The organism is Blastopirellula sediminis (genome assembly GCF_020966755.1).
Lineage (GTDB): Bacteria > Planctomycetota > Planctomycetia > Pirellulales > Pirellulaceae > Blastopirellula > Blastopirellula sediminis.
On record NZ_JAJKFT010000010.1, the window covers coordinates 3,700,616 to 3,715,612 of the forward strand.

Annotated in this window: 9 protein-coding genes; 4 read left to right on the top strand and 5 right to left on the bottom strand. The window is 58.0% G+C overall.

Annotated elements, in window-relative coordinates; genetic code table 11:
• The first annotated feature begins 33 nt into the window (after positions 1 to 33).
• Positions 34 to 1,449 (top strand): arylsulfatase, encoded by a 1,416-nt coding sequence (locus LOC68_RS26710; RefSeq protein ID WP_230224862.1) that lies wholly within the window; start codon positions 34 to 36, stop codon positions 1,447 to 1,449.
• Positions 1,449 to 2,864: a sulfatase gene (locus tag LOC68_RS26715; RefSeq protein ID WP_230224863.1), complete on the top strand. Its 1,416-nt coding sequence runs from the start codon at positions 1,449 to 1,451 to the stop codon at positions 2,862 to 2,864. The genes LOC68_RS26710 and LOC68_RS26715 overlap by 1 nt, the downstream gene beginning before the upstream one ends.
• An 89-nt stretch (positions 2,865 to 2,953) precedes the next feature.
• Here LOC68_RS26715 and LOC68_RS26720 read toward each other — a convergent pair whose 3' ends face one another.
• The gene (locus tag LOC68_RS26720) at positions 2,954 to 3,304 is read right to left on the bottom strand and encodes a Flp family type IVb pilin (RefSeq protein ID WP_230224864.1); all 351 of its coding nucleotides are present in this window, start codon (positions 3,302 to 3,304) and stop codon (positions 2,954 to 2,956) included.
• Positions 3,305 to 3,759: 455 nt separating this feature from the next.
• Here LOC68_RS26720 and LOC68_RS26725 point away from each other — a divergent pair, with 455 nt between their 5' ends.
• Together LOC68_RS26725 and LOC68_RS26730 are read left to right on the top strand one after the other, a co-directional pair.
• Positions 3,760 to 4,068, top strand: a complete 309-nt coding sequence (locus LOC68_RS26725; protein WP_230224865.1) for a hypothetical protein — start codon at positions 3,760 to 3,762, stop codon at positions 4,066 to 4,068.
• A 182-nt stretch (positions 4,069 to 4,250) separates the two neighbouring features.
• Positions 4,251 to 5,813 carry an FAD-dependent monooxygenase gene (locus LOC68_RS26730; RefSeq protein ID WP_230224866.1) on the top strand — a complete coding sequence of 521 codons (1,563 nt, stop codon included), beginning with the start codon at positions 4,251 to 4,253 and terminating at the stop codon, positions 5,811 to 5,813.
• Positions 5,814 to 5,816: 3 nt separating this feature from the next.
• Here LOC68_RS26730 and LOC68_RS26735 read toward each other — a convergent pair whose 3' ends face one another.
• The 4 genes from LOC68_RS26735 to LOC68_RS26750 all read right to left on the bottom strand — a co-directional run bounded on the left by LOC68_RS26735 (position 5,817) and on the right by LOC68_RS26750 (position 14,974).
• The gene (locus LOC68_RS26735) at positions 5,817 to 7,895 is read right to left on the bottom strand and encodes a patatin-like phospholipase family protein (RefSeq protein ID WP_230224867.1); all 2,079 of its coding nucleotides are present in this window, start codon (positions 7,893 to 7,895) and stop codon (positions 5,817 to 5,819) included.
• Positions 7,896 to 7,997: 102 nt separating this feature from the next.
• On the bottom strand, positions 7,998 to 13,508 hold the full coding sequence (locus tag LOC68_RS26740; protein ID WP_230224868.1) for a protein kinase domain-containing protein: 5,511 nt from the start codon (positions 13,506 to 13,508) through the stop codon (positions 7,998 to 8,000).
• 11 nt (positions 13,509 to 13,519) lie between these two features.
• Positions 13,520 to 14,098, bottom strand: a complete 579-nt coding sequence (locus tag LOC68_RS26745; protein ID WP_230224869.1) for an RNA polymerase sigma factor — start codon at positions 14,096 to 14,098, stop codon at positions 13,520 to 13,522.
• 294 nt (positions 14,099 to 14,392) lie between these two features.
• On the bottom strand, positions 14,393 to 14,974 hold the full coding sequence (locus LOC68_RS26750; protein ID WP_230224870.1) for an ECF-type sigma factor: 582 nt from the start codon (positions 14,972 to 14,974) through the stop codon (positions 14,393 to 14,395).
• Positions 14,975 to 14,997 lie beyond the last annotated feature (23 nt).

Here is a 14,997-nt window from a genome sequence, read left to right on the forward strand (position 1 = left end):
CACCCTCTTGTCCTCGATTCGGAGAGTCGAAGCATGCACCAACTGCGCTCGATTGCGTTCTGCGCACTTGTCCTTCTTGCCGGCGCGACGGCCGCCAACGCCGCCGAGAAGCCGAACATTATCTTTATCATGGCCGATGACCTGGGGTACGGCGATCTGGGCTGTTTCGGACAGCAGAAGATCGCGACGCCGAACCTGGATGAAATGGCTCGTGAAGGGATGCGGCTGACCAACTTTTACGCCGGCTGCACGGTCTGTGCTCCGTCGCGCTGCGTCTTGATGACGGGTTTGCACACGGGGCATTGCTTCATTCGCGGCAACGCCAAAGACAACCTGCGTCCCAGCGATGTCACGGTCGCCAAGGTTTTGAAAGAGGCCGGCTATCAAACGGCGCTGATCGGCAAATGGGGTTTGGGGCATGAAGGCTCGACCGGTGTGCCGACGCGACAAGGATTTGACTACTTCTTCGGCTATCTCGATCAGACGCACGCTCACAACTACTATCCGACCTATCTGATGCGGAACGAAGAACGCTTTCCGCTGAAGAACGTCCCGCTGAAAGAAGGCCAATGGGGACAAGGGATCGCGAAGGAGAAAGTCGACTACTCGCACGACCTATGCATGGACGAAGCGATGAAGTGGATCGATGGCGCCGCGAAGAAAGACGCTCCCTTCTTTCTTTATCTCGCGCTCACCATTCCGCACGCCAACAATGAAGCGGGCAAAGAGGGAATGGAAGTTCCCGACTATGGCGACTACGCCAACAAAGATTGGCCCGAACCGCAAAAGGGACATGCGGCGATGATCTCGCGGATGGATCGCGATCTGGGCAAGTTGTTCGCCAAGTTGAAGGCGGACGGCATCGACGACAACACGCTGGTGATCTTCACGTCGGACAACGGTCCGCATCGTGAAGGGGGGAACGATCCCGACTTCGCTGACTCCAACGGTCCGCTGCAAGGAATCAAACGAAGCTTGCACGAAGGGGGCATTCGCGTTCCGACGATCGTCCGCTGGCCGGGTCATGTCAAAGCCGGCAGCGAATCGGATTTCGCCGGCGCCTTTTGGGACGTGATGCCGACCTTGGCCGCCGTCGCCGGCGACAGCGATAAGGTGCCCAGCGACATCGATGGGATTTCGTTCCTGCCGACCCTGACCGGCATGGGAACCCAGAAACAGCACGATTATCTCTACTGGGCGTTCTACGAAGGGGGCGGCGCTCAAGCGGTTCGCCTGGGCGACTGGAAAGCGATTCAGCAGCCGATCAATACGCCGGTTCGTCTCTACAACCTGAAGAACGATCTGGGCGAAGAGCATGATCTGGCCGCTGACAATCCGGAGAAAGTGGCGGAGATGACCAAGCTGATGGCCGCGGCCTACACGCCGAGCGACAGCTGGAAGTTCCCTGAGCCGAAGGCGAAGAAGAACAACGCGAAAGGAAAGAACTAATGCGAAGGTTCGCCTTGGGACTGGTTCTGGTCCTGTCGACGGTCGCGACCGCTTTCGCCAAGGAAGATCGCCCTAACTTTTTGGTCATCTTGTGCGATGATCTGGGGTACGGCGATCTTGGCTGTTACGGCAACCAGACGATTCAGACGCCCAACTTGAACGTACTCGCCAAGCAGGGAATGCGTTTGACCGCTTGTTATTCGTCGGCGCCGGTTTGTTCGTCGTCGCGAGCCGGCTTGATGACGGGACGCACGCCGAGCCGTATCGGCGTTTACGACTGGATTCCGGCCGGCAATGTCATGCACGTCCGGCAGAGCGAGAAGACGGTCGCTTCGCTGCTGCAAGACGCGGGGTACGACACGTGCCACGTCGGCAAGTGGCACTTGAACGGCAAGTTCAATAGCGACCAGCAGCCGCAGCCTGGGGACCAAGGATTCAATCATTGGTTCAGCACCCAAAACAACGCGGCTCCGACGCATGAAAACCCGAACAACTTCGTCCGCAACGGGAAAGCGGTCGGCGAGCAACAGGGTTACTCGTGCCAGGTCGTCGCCGACGAGGCGATCCAGTGGTTGAAAACCGGCCGCGACGCCGACAAGCCCTTCTTTGCGTTCGTCTGTTTTCATGAACCGCACGAGCCGATCGCTTCGCCGGACGAACTGGTCACGCACTACGGTGACGCAAAGAAAAAGGGGGAAGCCCTCTACTACGCCAACGTCGAGAACATGGACCGCGCCGTCGGTCGCTTGATGAAAGCGGTCGACGAATTGAAGTTGACTGACAACACGTTCGTCTTCTTCACCAGCGACAACGGACCGGAGACGCTCGATCGTTATCCGAGCGCCTGGCGTTCGCACGGTTCGCCCGGTCCGCTGCGCGGGATGAAGCTGCATATTTATGAAGGGGGAATTCGCGTTCCCGACATCGTTCGTTTCCCGGGGCACATCAAACCAGGAGCCGAAAGTGACGAACCGATCTGCGGGCTCGACATTTTGCCGACCCTCTGCGAACTGGCCGGCGTCGCGGCGCCGACCGATCGTGCGCTCGATGGCGCCAGCTTCGCAAAGTCGCTTCAGGGAGAAAAAGTGGACCGCCCTGCCCCGCTCTTCTGGCATTACTACAACGCCATTGGACCGGCCAAGGTGGCGATGCGGGTTGGCGATTGGAAACTGGTCGCCCATGTTGATCTCGGCACCAAGAAGGCCGGCGGCAATTTTCGCCCGGAACTTTCACAGGCGATCAAGCAGGCGAAGCTCTCGACGCTGGAGCTTTACAACCTGAATGACGACCTGGCCGAAAAGCACGATCTGGCGGCGGAAAAGCCGGAACTGGTCGCTCGCATGAAAAAGCAACTGCAAGCGAAGTACGACGCGGTACTGACGGAAGCTCCCGATTGGGAAGCGATCAGCAAATAGATCTCCTTGTGCTGCAAAATAAAACGACAGCGACGAGTTGGCATCGCCTGACTTGTCGCTGTTTTTTTGTGTCTTGCCGTTGCGAAAGCTTATCCGTTGGGAGTGGGGGCGACTCCCGATTCGTTGCCGACGGTCGGCGCCACGACGATGCAGTTGTCCATCAAGCCAGGCGGATCTCCCGGCGAATCGTTGGTATCTGCGTTGTCGGCGAACCCGCTGCCGGAGACGGCGGCCGAGGGGCCAGTGATTCCATAGATCACGTACGACTGATTCAGATCGCCGATGGCGCCGCCGACGTCGGAGAGCTCTCCCGTGATCGAGTCACGAATCGTCACGAGCCCCACCAGAAGTCCGATCACTAAAATGGTCGCGATCAAAATGAGCTCGACCGAAATGATAAACCCGGCTTCGTCGTTCCATAGGCGTTTGATGATCTCCATCCTCGATATCTCCTTCGTAAGCGTCGCAAGTTGCCCCTGCGGTATCTCGTCTGCATAGCCCAGGATGCGTGCGACGGAGAATGCGACTTGCGTGCCAGCACGTTGCGAATTGCGCTGCGAAGAGGAGAATGCGATGACTTGCTCGGAAATGTTCCGAGCGAAAAAATTCGGCGCGAAACGAATCAAGCGAATCGTATCGACGAGTCCTTTGAAATATCTTCCGATCGAGGGAATTAGATATGCTGACCTGCTGGTATTGGCCGTTTGGACGTCACCATGATCGAGCGTTAACCGCCGGCGCTATGCGTTCGATAGGAAGTCGCTTGTTTGATTAGGACTTACGGAATCGGCACGTTGTTTGCAAAAGTAAGCTCGCGTTACGGTTGCTCGAGCCTGACGCCAAACGCTCGCCGTTCTCGAGGGACTGTGCCTTCCTCAGTACAAGGAGACGAACAATGAGAAATCGCATAATCCAATTGGTCGCGTTCGGTTTGTTGATGATTCCGGCGGCGGCGATGGCCCAGACGGTCACGACTTACTATTACGGCGCTCCGACGCCGATCATTTACACGCCGCCAAGCGCCGTGCCTGTCACGCGATATTACGCACCGACGCCGGTTCGCGTCTATTCGCCGTATTATGGGTCGCCGCAGCCGATCATCTACGGACGACCGACCTACCAGTTCTATTCTCCCTACGGCGGAACGGAAGTTCGCGTGCCGGGACAACCGGTGCTCAATACGCTGCGAACCATCGTGCCGTAGTCGAGACGATTCATTAGCGATCGCAAGATAGACGGGGAGAGCTGTTGCTCTTCCCGTTTTTGCGTCAGGGGAACGCATCGCTTGCGATTGGTCGGATCAAGGAAAGTCGATACAATCGGAGTCGCGTGGCGGGCAGGCCGGTAGGCGATGAGATTTCCTTTCCTGATACGATGGAGCGTTCGATGGATTCTCCCCTTCTCGTCGTGGGCGCAGGCCCGGTCGGACTGGCCGCGGCGTTGACCCTTTCTCGCTTCAATGTCCCGTTACGGATCATCGACCGCAACGACGCTCCGACGACTCTCTCGAAAGCGCTCGTTCTCTGGCGGCGATCGCTGATCAACCTGGACCCGGCGATCCCTTACGAGACGTGGCTCGGACAAGGAATGGTTCCCAAGGGACTCCATTTCTTCGACCAAGGCGCCTATCACGCCACGATGACGCTCGACAATTCCGGGCACGTCCTGCCGCCGGGGTTGCTGATTCCGCAATCGAACGTGGAAGCGTCATTGATCGACGCCTTGGAGAAGCGAGGCGTCATCATCGAGCGTGAGACTTGTCTGGAGTCGTTTGAGCGGAAGGGGGATCGCGTTCTCTGTCAGCTGAAGACGCCGCAGGGCACGGAATGCGTCGAGACGCCGTACTTGTTCGGCTGCGACGGGGCGCACTCGACCGTCCGGCATGGTCTGGGGCTCGACTTCGCCGGCGAATCGGTCGCCCAGCGGTGGCTTCTCGGCGATATCGAGGTCAACGTCAAAGATGGGGTCAATCCGCACACGCCGCGCGACGCGCGGGAGCGTGCGCTCTCGCACGGCTGGCTCTATTCGACCAACTCCGATCAAGGGAGTCTCCAACTCTTCCCGATTACCGACACGCGCTATCGCATCTTCGTTGAAGCCGGCATGGTTGGACCGGAAACGCCGCGGCAAGATCCGACGATCGCCGATCTGCAAGCGTCGTTAATTGAGCGGACTCGTCTGCAGTGGAAGATCACCGACGCCTATTGGCTGGCCGACTTCCGCATCAACGAGCGTCAGGTCTCGCAGTATGTGCACGGCAACGTCTTTTTGGCGGGCGATGCGGCGCACGTTCATAGTCCGGCCGGCGGCCAGGGAATGAACACCGGAATTCAAGACGCGGTCAATCTTGCCTGGAAAACGGCTCTGGTGATGCGAGGAGCAGCGGACGCTTCCCTGCTTGAGACGTATCAGGAAGAACGTCACCCAGTCGCGGCGCGGGTGATCAAGATCAGCGGCCGAGCGATGCGGATGACGATGAACACGAATCGCCTGACGCGGGGCGTACAGGATGTGATTCAGTCGATCGTCACGCACATCCCGGCGGTACGCAAAATGGTGACGTCGATCCTGGCCGAGGATGACGTCAAGTATCTGAATAGTTCGCTCTCCGGCGAAAGCGAAGGGAAGATCGAGCCCGGGGTTACGATGCCGGACGTACCGATAGAAATCGACGGCCAAAGCGTCAGCTCGATTCAGCTGCTGCGTCCCGAGCATGAAAGCGTTTTCTACACGTTGATCTTGATGGCCGACGCGAAGCCTGCGCTATGGCCGACCGATCCCCTTTTGCAATGCCGCCAACTCGGCCAAGATTTCCGCGATCCGGAGCGACACTTTCAAAGCACGTTTGGACTGCATGCCGATTCCGGCGTCCTGGTTCGTCCCGACGGAGTGATCGCGGCCGAAGGTTCGCCCTCGGCGATTCGGACGTGGCTAGCGCGAAGTTCGTAGTCGCTATTCGTTGGTCCAGCGACACTCATAAATGTAGCCAATTTCCGGATTGACGACCGACCAGCCGATCAACGAACCGTAAGGATGATTGATGCGGTAGCGCGAATTCATCACGGTCGGCGGCTTCGATTTGTCGATCGGGTAACTGACCAGTTCGTAGTTCTGGTACGGTCGATCTTCGGGGAAGAGCATCCAAACGCTGACCAGGTCGGTCTTGAACCGCGTGGCGAACGGCGCTCGGGTAACCGGAGCCGGCAGTCGCACGAACATCTCGAGCGTCAACGTGACCGGTTCTCCCCGCGGCAAGTCGCTGAAGTCGTACTCGACCTCGTAGGACCACCGTTCGACGCCATAGTCCATGACCGGTTTCGAGAGCTTGCGGATTTCGGCGACGAATCTTTGGTCCGGCTGATGAAATTCGACGTCCTTGAATAACGAAGGATAGCGGAAGACGACCTTGGTCCCTTGGTCGGGGTCGAACTTGGCGTCTTCAGGAATGACCACACTGATCCGATCTTTGATATAGACCCCTCCTTGGTCTTCGATCCTTTTCTCCAACGGTTTCCAGCGACGGAGATCGATGATTCGACTGTGATCGAGGAACTCGACTGCTTCTGGCTTGACGTCGCTTTCCGTGTCAACGTCGAGTACCGGATCTGGCTGCCAGTCGGCGAGCGGGTTGCGATCGAGCAGGCCGAGGATCTCATGAATGTCGGGGTTGCCGCTGGAGATCGCCGCGATCACTTGGGCCTGCGTCTGCGATTGCTTGTAGAACTGGTACGCTTTAAACGGCAAATAACCGAAGACGAAGATCGCGATCGCGATGTAGACGTACGACGTCCAATCGCGCCAATCAAAGAGAGTCGACCAAACCCGGCGCAACGCCGAGTTGCGGAGTCGCCGAGCGACGGCGGTTGGGGGCGCAGCGGCCGCGGAGCCGTTGCCCGATCCAGTTAGTCGGGGGCCAGGCGCTCGTTTGTTCGGGATCGGCGCCCATCCTTCGCCGGACGGAACCTTTTCGGCTTCTCCGGGGTGCGTTTGACGATAGGCCTTTCGCGCGACTTCGTAGCCATGCTGGGCGAGGGCGTTGATTTCCTCGTCCGAAAAACGATCGAGGTCGGTGCGGATCGTTTGGACCTCGGCTTGAACCACAGGGTGCAGCGTGGGGTCCTGATCCATTTCGACGGTGTCGGTGATCGGCAGAAAAATGAAGCCGGTTTGCTTGCCGAAGTTTTCTCGTTCTAACTGCCAAACGCGATCCCATAAGATATCGGAAGCGCGGATCGACTGGCCGACGAAGCCGAGGGAGTTGTCGCTGAGAATCTGAAACGGCTTGCCGGCGTCGCTGACGTAGATCTCGTCGAACGTTTTGCCGGCGTCTTCCAGCCAAGAGAACGCGCGAATCCCCAGGTTGTCGTAAACGCCGCCGTCGGTGAAGTACTCGGTTGGGAACTCGCCGTCCCGCACGCCAAGATCGGCGGCGGTGAACTCGACGGGAGGGAAGAAGCCGGGAAAGGCGCTCGAAGCGCCGACCACCCGCGGAATGCTCGCCATCTGCCCCGCCACAAACTCAAAGCGAATGCCGCCAAGATCGCAGCGCTGTTGGATATAGACGCCGTTCCGGTTGAAGACGGTCAGTCCGCCGTTGCTGACGCTTGTCGCCAGCATGTGGAGCATCGGTTGCTCGGGAAGTTCGTACAGGCAGCGATCGCCATACAGATATCGCTCGTAGCACTTCTCCAGAATCGCGTTGGGAGTAAACTGACGCGGCGAAAAGTGCGTCAGTTTGGCGGCAACCCGCGCGGGGTACTGAAACGGCAAGCGGCGGACGACATGATTGCGGACGTCAAACTGCACGAAGCGGACGATTTCGGAGACCGCTTCGTCGAAGTCGTCGTCGGACCCGGTATAGCGATGCCAATTCAGGGTCAGATGTGCCGCGAGAATGCTTCCGCCCGAGACGGAAGCGATATCGGTCACTTGATGGAGCAAGTTGACGTCTTTTAGGAAGCGAAGGATTCCGAGGTGGAACAGCGTCGCTCGGAATCCGCCTCCGGAGAGGGCCAAGCCGATTTTCGTCATTGCGAGAGCCTTCGTGAGCGTCAAATCAAGGTGCGGCTTCTTCTAAATATAGTTTGCAGTCTCCTTGATAGCGAGTTTTCTCGATTTTCGGCGGTTTTGAGGCTACGGCTTGCTCGAATTCGTTTCCTGCAGGTGATCCTCGACTTTAACCCACGTCGCCCCTTCGATTTTCGCATCATGGCCATGCCCGGACGAATCTTTCAGCACGTCGCCATGACCTTCGTCAAAGCGGTAGAGAACCAGCGTGTCTTCGTCCGCTTGAAAGCGTTCGTCGGGAACAAAGTCCTGCGTATATCGGGCTCCTTGCGAGATGCGAAATTGACGGAAGACGCCTTTGAATAAGTTTTCGCCTTCGTGGGGCGGTTTGCGCCCCAAGTAGAGGTTTGCGACGATATTGGAGTCCGAGGCTTCCGCTATTAGCCGATCCCCGCCAAAGAATTTTCCATTCATAAAGAAAGTATGGCGTTTTCCATCCCAGACGCCGGCCACATGAACGAACTGATTCAGTTTAACGCTTTCGCCAACAGGAATGACCCCTTCCCTGGTAGCTATCGAGCGAGAGACGGATCGCCAAACATTTTTGGGGCTGGCGTCGGTATAGGCCGAGATTTTGATCTGGTTAGTGCGGAAGTCGAAGGCGGTCTGGTTTGTTTCCAAAGCGGCCGCGATCGAAACCCAGCCTTCGACCGTATAGCCTTCTTGTGCGGAGTCTGATTGGGGGCCGAGCTGGAAGTCTTCAAGGACGACAAAATCATCCTCGCCATCAAAGGAGAGACCGTAGCTTTCTTTTCCCGCCTGCTCCATCGACGTCGCACCTTCTGCGGCGTCATCCGGCGATCGCCACGGAATATCATCAAGCGATTCGTGCAGCACGACGCACTTCGGAATCGCCGCTTGAAGCCGCGCGGCGCCTTCCGGCGTGATCTGCGTATTGGCGATATTCAGAACGCGGACCGTTTTCAGTTCGCTGAGAAGCGGGATCGCCTCGTCGGTGACGTTCGTCCCTTCCAAGTGAAGGCGATGCAAGCGGGGGAGCGACGCGAGATGCGCTAGGCCGCTGCCGGTAATCCCTTCGCAGTTGGCGAGTTCAAGAATTCGCAAACTCGGCATTTCGCTCAGATGAATAAGTCCTGCGTCGGTGATCGGCGTATGTCCAAGTTTCAGCAAGCGAACGAACTCGAGTTTGGAGAGGCTGGAAAGCGCTTCGTCGGATAGCGATTTGCAATCGCTGAAATTGACGTATTCCAGTTCCGTTAACTTCGCCACGTGGGCCATGCCGGCAGCGGAAATGTCGGCTCCTGACATTTCGAGTTGAATCAGGCTGTCCAGCGTTCCGATCGTTTCCAAGGCGACGTCCCCGTCTTTGACGGCGGACCAATTCAACGCTTTTACGCCGATGGCCCCCTTCAGGTGGATCGCCTCGTCGCCGTCCGGAAACTTGGCTGGAGGGAGGAAGAGGATGCCAATACCGAACGATTCGCTGGGAACCTGTTCAGCGCGCCAGCTGTACGAAAGATCGAGCTCTCCTCCCTGGTCGAGCACCCACTGTGCGATCTTGCTTTGGTCTTCGCGGGCGGGGAGTTCCGGATGGATGACGATCGCGTCGGGGCGAAGCTCTTGCAGTCGCGCCGCACCTGCCGGGGTAAACGTCTCCTCCAACTTGATGTGCCGTAACGATTTCAACTGAATCAGCGAAGCGGTGGCGGCTTCTTCGTCCAGGCCTTTGCGAATCCAGATATCGCGAAGGTGCGACAGTCCCGCAAGCTTCGCCAGTTCGACGCCCGAGAAGGCGTTTTCGCCGGCGGATAAGCTCCGCAAATCCTTAAATTGGGATAGAGCTGCGATAGACTCCGCATCGAACGTGACGTCTCCTTCATAGACCCGGAGTCGTTTCATCCCGGCGACGTCGCTCGGCTTCAGCGGCAGCCCAGATAGACGCGCTATCGTGACGTTTTCCGACTGCGCGAATCTGGCTAAGCCTGGTTTGTCTAACTTGGTTTGGGAGATATAAAGCGATTCGATCGCGCTGGAATGCTTGATGTGGGCCAAGGCGTCGTCGGTCAGCGGCGACGACGCGAACTCTAAGGAGTCGAGCGAATAGATCGGCTCCGCCGGAGCGAGATCGGCGTCGACCGCGTCTGGGCAGTCGATCAGCTTGACTTCGCAAACGGCGAACCGCGCTTCCCGGAAGTCGGCGGGCTTTCTCAAGTGTCGCGACGCGGTGCTGGTAACGACCAACGCTCGGCCCCCGCCGCGAATGATCGACTCGGCCAAATGGCGATGGGGATCAGCGTCCGCTTTCGCCGGTGGCGTCGTAAGCGACTTGACGGCGTCCGGCGACCGCCACGGGATATCGTCGAGCGATTCGTGCAGCACAACGCATTGCGGGATCGCAGCTTGCAGTTTGGCGGCGCCTTCAGGGGTGATCTTGGTGTTGGCGATGTTCAGAACTCGAACCGTCTTCAGCTCGCTGAGATAGGGAATCGCCTCGTCGGTGAGGTTTGTCCTCTCCAATTGGAGTCGATGCAAACGGGGGAGCGACTTTAGATGCGTAAGTCCGCTGCCGGTAAGTTCCTGACAATTCCCGAGATCAAGGATTCTTAGGCTCTGCATTTGGCCGAGCGAGGCGAACGCCGCGTCAGTGATCGGCGTTCCACGGAGATGGAGCTGGCGAACGAATTCCAGTTTGGAGAGGAAAGGAATCGCATCGTCCCGCAGGGACGTGCAATACCTGAAATCGATGTATTCCAGTTCCGATAACTTAGCGACATGAGCCATGCCTGCGGCGGTAACGTCTGCGTTTCGCATTTCAAGTTGCGTTAAGCTGTCGAACGTTCCTATCGTTTCCAGTGCGTCGTCGACGTTTTTCGCAAAATCCCATTGGAGCGTGCTTAGCCCGATAGTCCCCTTAAGGTTGACCGCCTGCTTGCCATCGGAAAGTTTAGCGCTGTCGATCACAATCGTTTCGATCGCAAACGACTCTTGTGGAACCTTGTCCACCTTTCCCATCGGCCAGACTAGTAAGGTTGAGCCGTTGTCGAGGACCCATTGAGCGATTTCGCTTTGATCTTCCCGAGCCGGAATTTCCGGACAAATGACGACTAAATCAGGTCGAAGCTCTTGTAGCCGCGCCGCGTCCTCTTTCGTGAAGCTGTCCCACAGCTGGATGTACCGCAATGATTTCAGTTGAGAAATAGCGTCAATGGCCGCCTCTTCTTGGCAAACGCCATCGTCAATCCGGATGTCGCGAAGGTGCGTTAGGCCCGCGAGCTTCGCCAATTCAGGGGCGGACGACTCGTTTACGGTAGCGAAGATGCGCCGCAAGCTATGAAGTTGAGCGAACGCTGCGACCGATTCGGCATCGAAAACTTGGTCCGCCTCATACAGCCGTAGCCCTTTCATCCCGACAACATCGGTCGGCTTGATCGGAAAACCCCATGCGCGCAACGCCGTTACGTTTTCCGACTGGGCGAATCTGGATACTCCAGCAGCGCTCATCTCTGTGCCGCTCAGGTACAGCATGTCGATCGCGTCGGAATGCTTGATCGATTTCATCGCATGGTCGGTCAGCGGCGTCCCCGGAAAGGATAAAGTCTCGAGAGAGTAGATCGGCGCTGCCGGAGCCAGATCGGCATCGGTCGCCTCTTTGCATTCGATCATTTCGATTTCGCTGACGGCGAACCGGGCAGGTCGAATATCGGCGAGGTTGGCGAAAGAGCGTGTCCCGCCGCTGGTGGTGACGACGGTTCTGCCTCCGCCGCGAATTATCGATTCGGCCAGACGACGCTGGGGGTTATCCTCGTTTGCATCGGACGGTTGGGAAGCGACGGGCGATTCCGACAAGTCCGTCGTCGGCATCGCTGGGGGGGCGACGTTGGCAGCGACTTCCTGCACGAGCGGGTCCAGGTGGACCCGGATCGTTTGATCATTGGCGGCGTCCACCTGAAACTCCTGCGTAAACGTCTGGAACCCCCCCTTCACCACCTTCAGCTTGTGCGTCTTTTGATCGGCGCTGACGATCACCGGCTCTTGTCCTTGACCGGTCTTGATCGTGAGTCGCTTTTCGTCATCGACCAAGACTTCGGCGCCGGCTAGTTCGGGCTGGTCGATCTCCAGGATGATCGTGCCATGCGGCGTCTTGACCTTAAGTAGGAAGCCGGCGGCGAGGGCCATGCCGAACAGCGCGAGCAGGCAAAACGTCGCGACGGGCCATCGCGGCTGCTTGTGCGCAGGGGCGAGTTGATGAGCCGTTGCGGTCAGGTCGCGATTGGTGTCGATCGCCGTCGCCGTTTCGACGAACTCGGTCGGGATCGGCGCTTGGTACTCGTGAGGAACGGGCGAAAACTCAGGAATATCCAGCGTCGCCAGGTCTTCCAGCAGCTGCGTCATGCTCTGGTAGCGATCTTCCGGCTTCTTGGCGACCATGCGGTGGAAGACCCGATTGACTTGCGGCGTAAAGCGATCCCCTTCCAGATCAGGAGCCTCCTTTTCTCGGTGGGCGATCAGCATTTTGTAGGTGGTGTCTTCCATGAAAATTGGCCGCCCCTTCAACAGATAATAGAGGGTGCAGCCGAGCGAATAGATGTCGCTGCGGGCGTCGGCGTCGCGGGTGTCGATCGCTTGTTCCGGCGCCAGATAGGCGACAGTTCCCATTACGGCGCCGGCCATCGTCAGATCGAACGACTCGGCCGGTTGCGGTTGAGACGGCGACGCGTCCATGCGAGCCAGGCCCATATCGAGAATCTTGACGTTCCCTTCCCGATCGACCAGCAAGTTCGCCGGTTTGATGTCGCGATGAACAATCCCCATGTTGTGGGCGTGTTGCAGACCGCGGGCGGCTTGTGCGATGTAGTCGAACGCCTTGGCGGGAGGAAGCGGACCTTGGAGGCGAACGAGCTTCGCCAGATCGGTTCCGTCGACGTACGACATCACCAGAAAGTGAACCCCTTTGTCGGTATGGGCGTCGAACGCCGTCACGATGTTGGGGTGTTCAAGGCGTGCCGCCGCTTTTACCTCGCGGTGGAAACGTTTGATTTTGTCAGGCGAGTCGAGCGCCTCTTGCGGAAGAATCTTCAGGGCGACGATTCGATCCATCCGTTGATGCAGCGCCTTAAAAACGGCGCCCATTCCGCCGGCGCCGATTTCATCCAATAAGACGTAGCGATCGAGGGCCAGCGGCAGGTCTCTGCGCTGCAGCAGGACAGTCGCTTGAAACAGCGTCAGCTTTTTTTCGCCGACCAGTTGCGATGCGAACGAGTGGGCGTCATGGGCAGGGTAAAGACGCTGGAGCTCCGAAATGGAGTCCTGCGTCAGCAGTCCCGAATCTGCGAGTCGCGTGCGGAACTCGGCGAGATCCATGCCGGTCTGGGGAAGCGGCGAAAGGCCGCCGCGGGTGACGAGCGTGCTCTTGTCCGACTGATTCAGGAAGTTGACGACCGTGTCTTCTTCTTTCTCAATCCAATCCGTCGCCTTCAAATCGCTGATCAGTTCCGCAAGTTCAGCGGCAAGTTCTGGGCAATCGCGACAAAGTTCTTCAGGTGAGATCTCTTCCCCTTGCTGCCGTCGCAAGCCCCATTCGACCAGCAGCTCTTCAAGTTGATCCTGTTGATCCATGCGCGGTCCCTTTAAGGGTTAGCTCCTTTTAGCGTTCGCTGGAGAAAAATACGGGCGCGATAGTAGCGGCGCAGGACGGTTCTCGTGGAGATGCCCAGTAGATCGGCCGCCTCGCGTTGCGTCGTTCCGGCGTACCAAAGCAGCTGAAATACCTCGCGTTCTTCCTCCGGCAGTTGTTCGACCGTTTCGTGAAACTGCGACCAAAATAGTAGGTTTTCCGGCGAATCGCTTTTGGCGACGGCAGGGACGTCCGGGTCAGAGGCATGATTGGCGCCATGCCCCTGCGGTCCGAAATAGTGTCGTCCGAGGTCGATCAGCGTTCGCCGGATTTGCGTCGCGGCAAGTCCAAAGAATTCACGGACCGATCGTGGACGGACCGAAGACAAGGATTGGTGCAGGCGGATGGCGGACATCTGAAAAACGTCGTCCGTCTCTTCCCACCGCCGCAGCTTGGGATACCCCTTCAGCATCTTGCTGGCAAGCTTGTGGAGTCGAAGCGATGCAAGGGCCAGAAGTTCCTGGTACGCCTCGTCATCTCCCCGGTCCAACAAGGCCTGGAGTTGCATCGTGCTGATCTGGGATTCCGCCATTTCCGCCATACGTCGCCTGCATGCTGGTCATAGAGCTAAACGTAGATAGGTATCACTCTAATGGGGCATTCGGGCGTCGGCAATCCTGATCTTCATTAAAGCTAAGCGAGTGGGAATTACGCTTGCTGACAGGAAATGTGAAGATTTTTTTCGGCGATGATGTGCGAACGACGGACGGGGGGCCTTCCCCGCTTAAAACGCCGCTTGTCGAGCTCGAAATCCCTTCGCTATCTCGGGCTTTCTGGCATCCATTGGGTAAGCAAGCGAACCGGCGACGCCGCTCGTCGAGCGAGGCTACGAGTTTTCCGACCACTTTTGGCGCACGCGCGACAAGCGTCGCTCGACGGTACGCAGAGAGATGCTGAATTTCGCGGCGATTTCGTGGTTGGCGTAGCCTTCCTGCTTGGCCACCGTCACACTTCGCAGTCCTTCGTCGAGGCCAGCGAGTCGCTGCTCGACTTCTTCAATCAGCTGTAGAGGGCATGGGAGGTCGGTCGAATTGGTCGCCAAGTTCTGCTGTGCGTCGGCGGCGATCGTTCGATACGTCACTAGGGCGAACCCTAGATTCTGCCTGCGGTGTTCGTAACGCCGTAGATCGATCGCCTTTCGTGACGTGATCTTCAGCAAAACCTTCCACATGCTGAGTTGGTCGTGCAGTTGGGGAAAGCGTCTCTCTTGGATCGCCTGACAAAAACTCTTGATCGCGTCGGAGGCGACGTCCTCCTCGTCCGCGATCCGTTTCGGCGCACCTTCGAGTCTTTTTCTCGCCAACGCCAAGACGCGTGGATAGCACCGTATCCACATTTCGCGAACCGTTTCTTCATCGCCATCTTTCAGCCGCTCCAGAAACGCGGCGAAGGACGCGTTTGAATTCATGCTTGTCTCCCCAGCAGTCTTGG

Coding starts and splice junctions, on each gene's coding strand:
- LOC68_RS26720 (WP_230224864.1), bottom strand. CDS start 3,304: ATGGAGATCATCAAACGCCTATGGAACGACGAAGCCGGGTTTATCATT.
- LOC68_RS26730 (WP_230224866.1), top strand. CDS start 4,251: ATGGATTCTCCCCTTCTCGTCGTGGGCGCAGGCCCGGTCGGACTGGCC.
- LOC68_RS26740 (WP_230224868.1), bottom strand. CDS start 13,508: ATGGATCAACAGGATCAACTTGAAGAGCTGCTGGTCGAATGGGGCTTG.
- LOC68_RS26715 (WP_230224863.1), top strand. CDS start 1,449: ATGCGAAGGTTCGCCTTGGGACTGGTTCTGGTCCTGTCGACGGTCGCG.
- LOC68_RS26735 (WP_230224867.1), bottom strand. CDS start 7,895: ATGACGAAAATCGGCTTGGCCCTCTCCGGAGGCGGATTCCGAGCGACG.
- LOC68_RS26750 (WP_230224870.1), bottom strand. CDS start 14,974: ATGAATTCAAACGCGTCCTTCGCCGCGTTTCTGGAGCGGCTGAAAGAT.
- LOC68_RS26725 (WP_230224865.1), top strand. CDS start 3,760: ATGAGAAATCGCATAATCCAATTGGTCGCGTTCGGTTTGTTGATGATT.
- LOC68_RS26710 (WP_230224862.1), top strand. CDS start 34: ATGCACCAACTGCGCTCGATTGCGTTCTGCGCACTTGTCCTTCTTGCC.
- LOC68_RS26745 (WP_230224869.1), bottom strand. CDS start 14,098: ATGGCGGAATCCCAGATCAGCACGATGCAACTCCAGGCCTTGTTGGAC.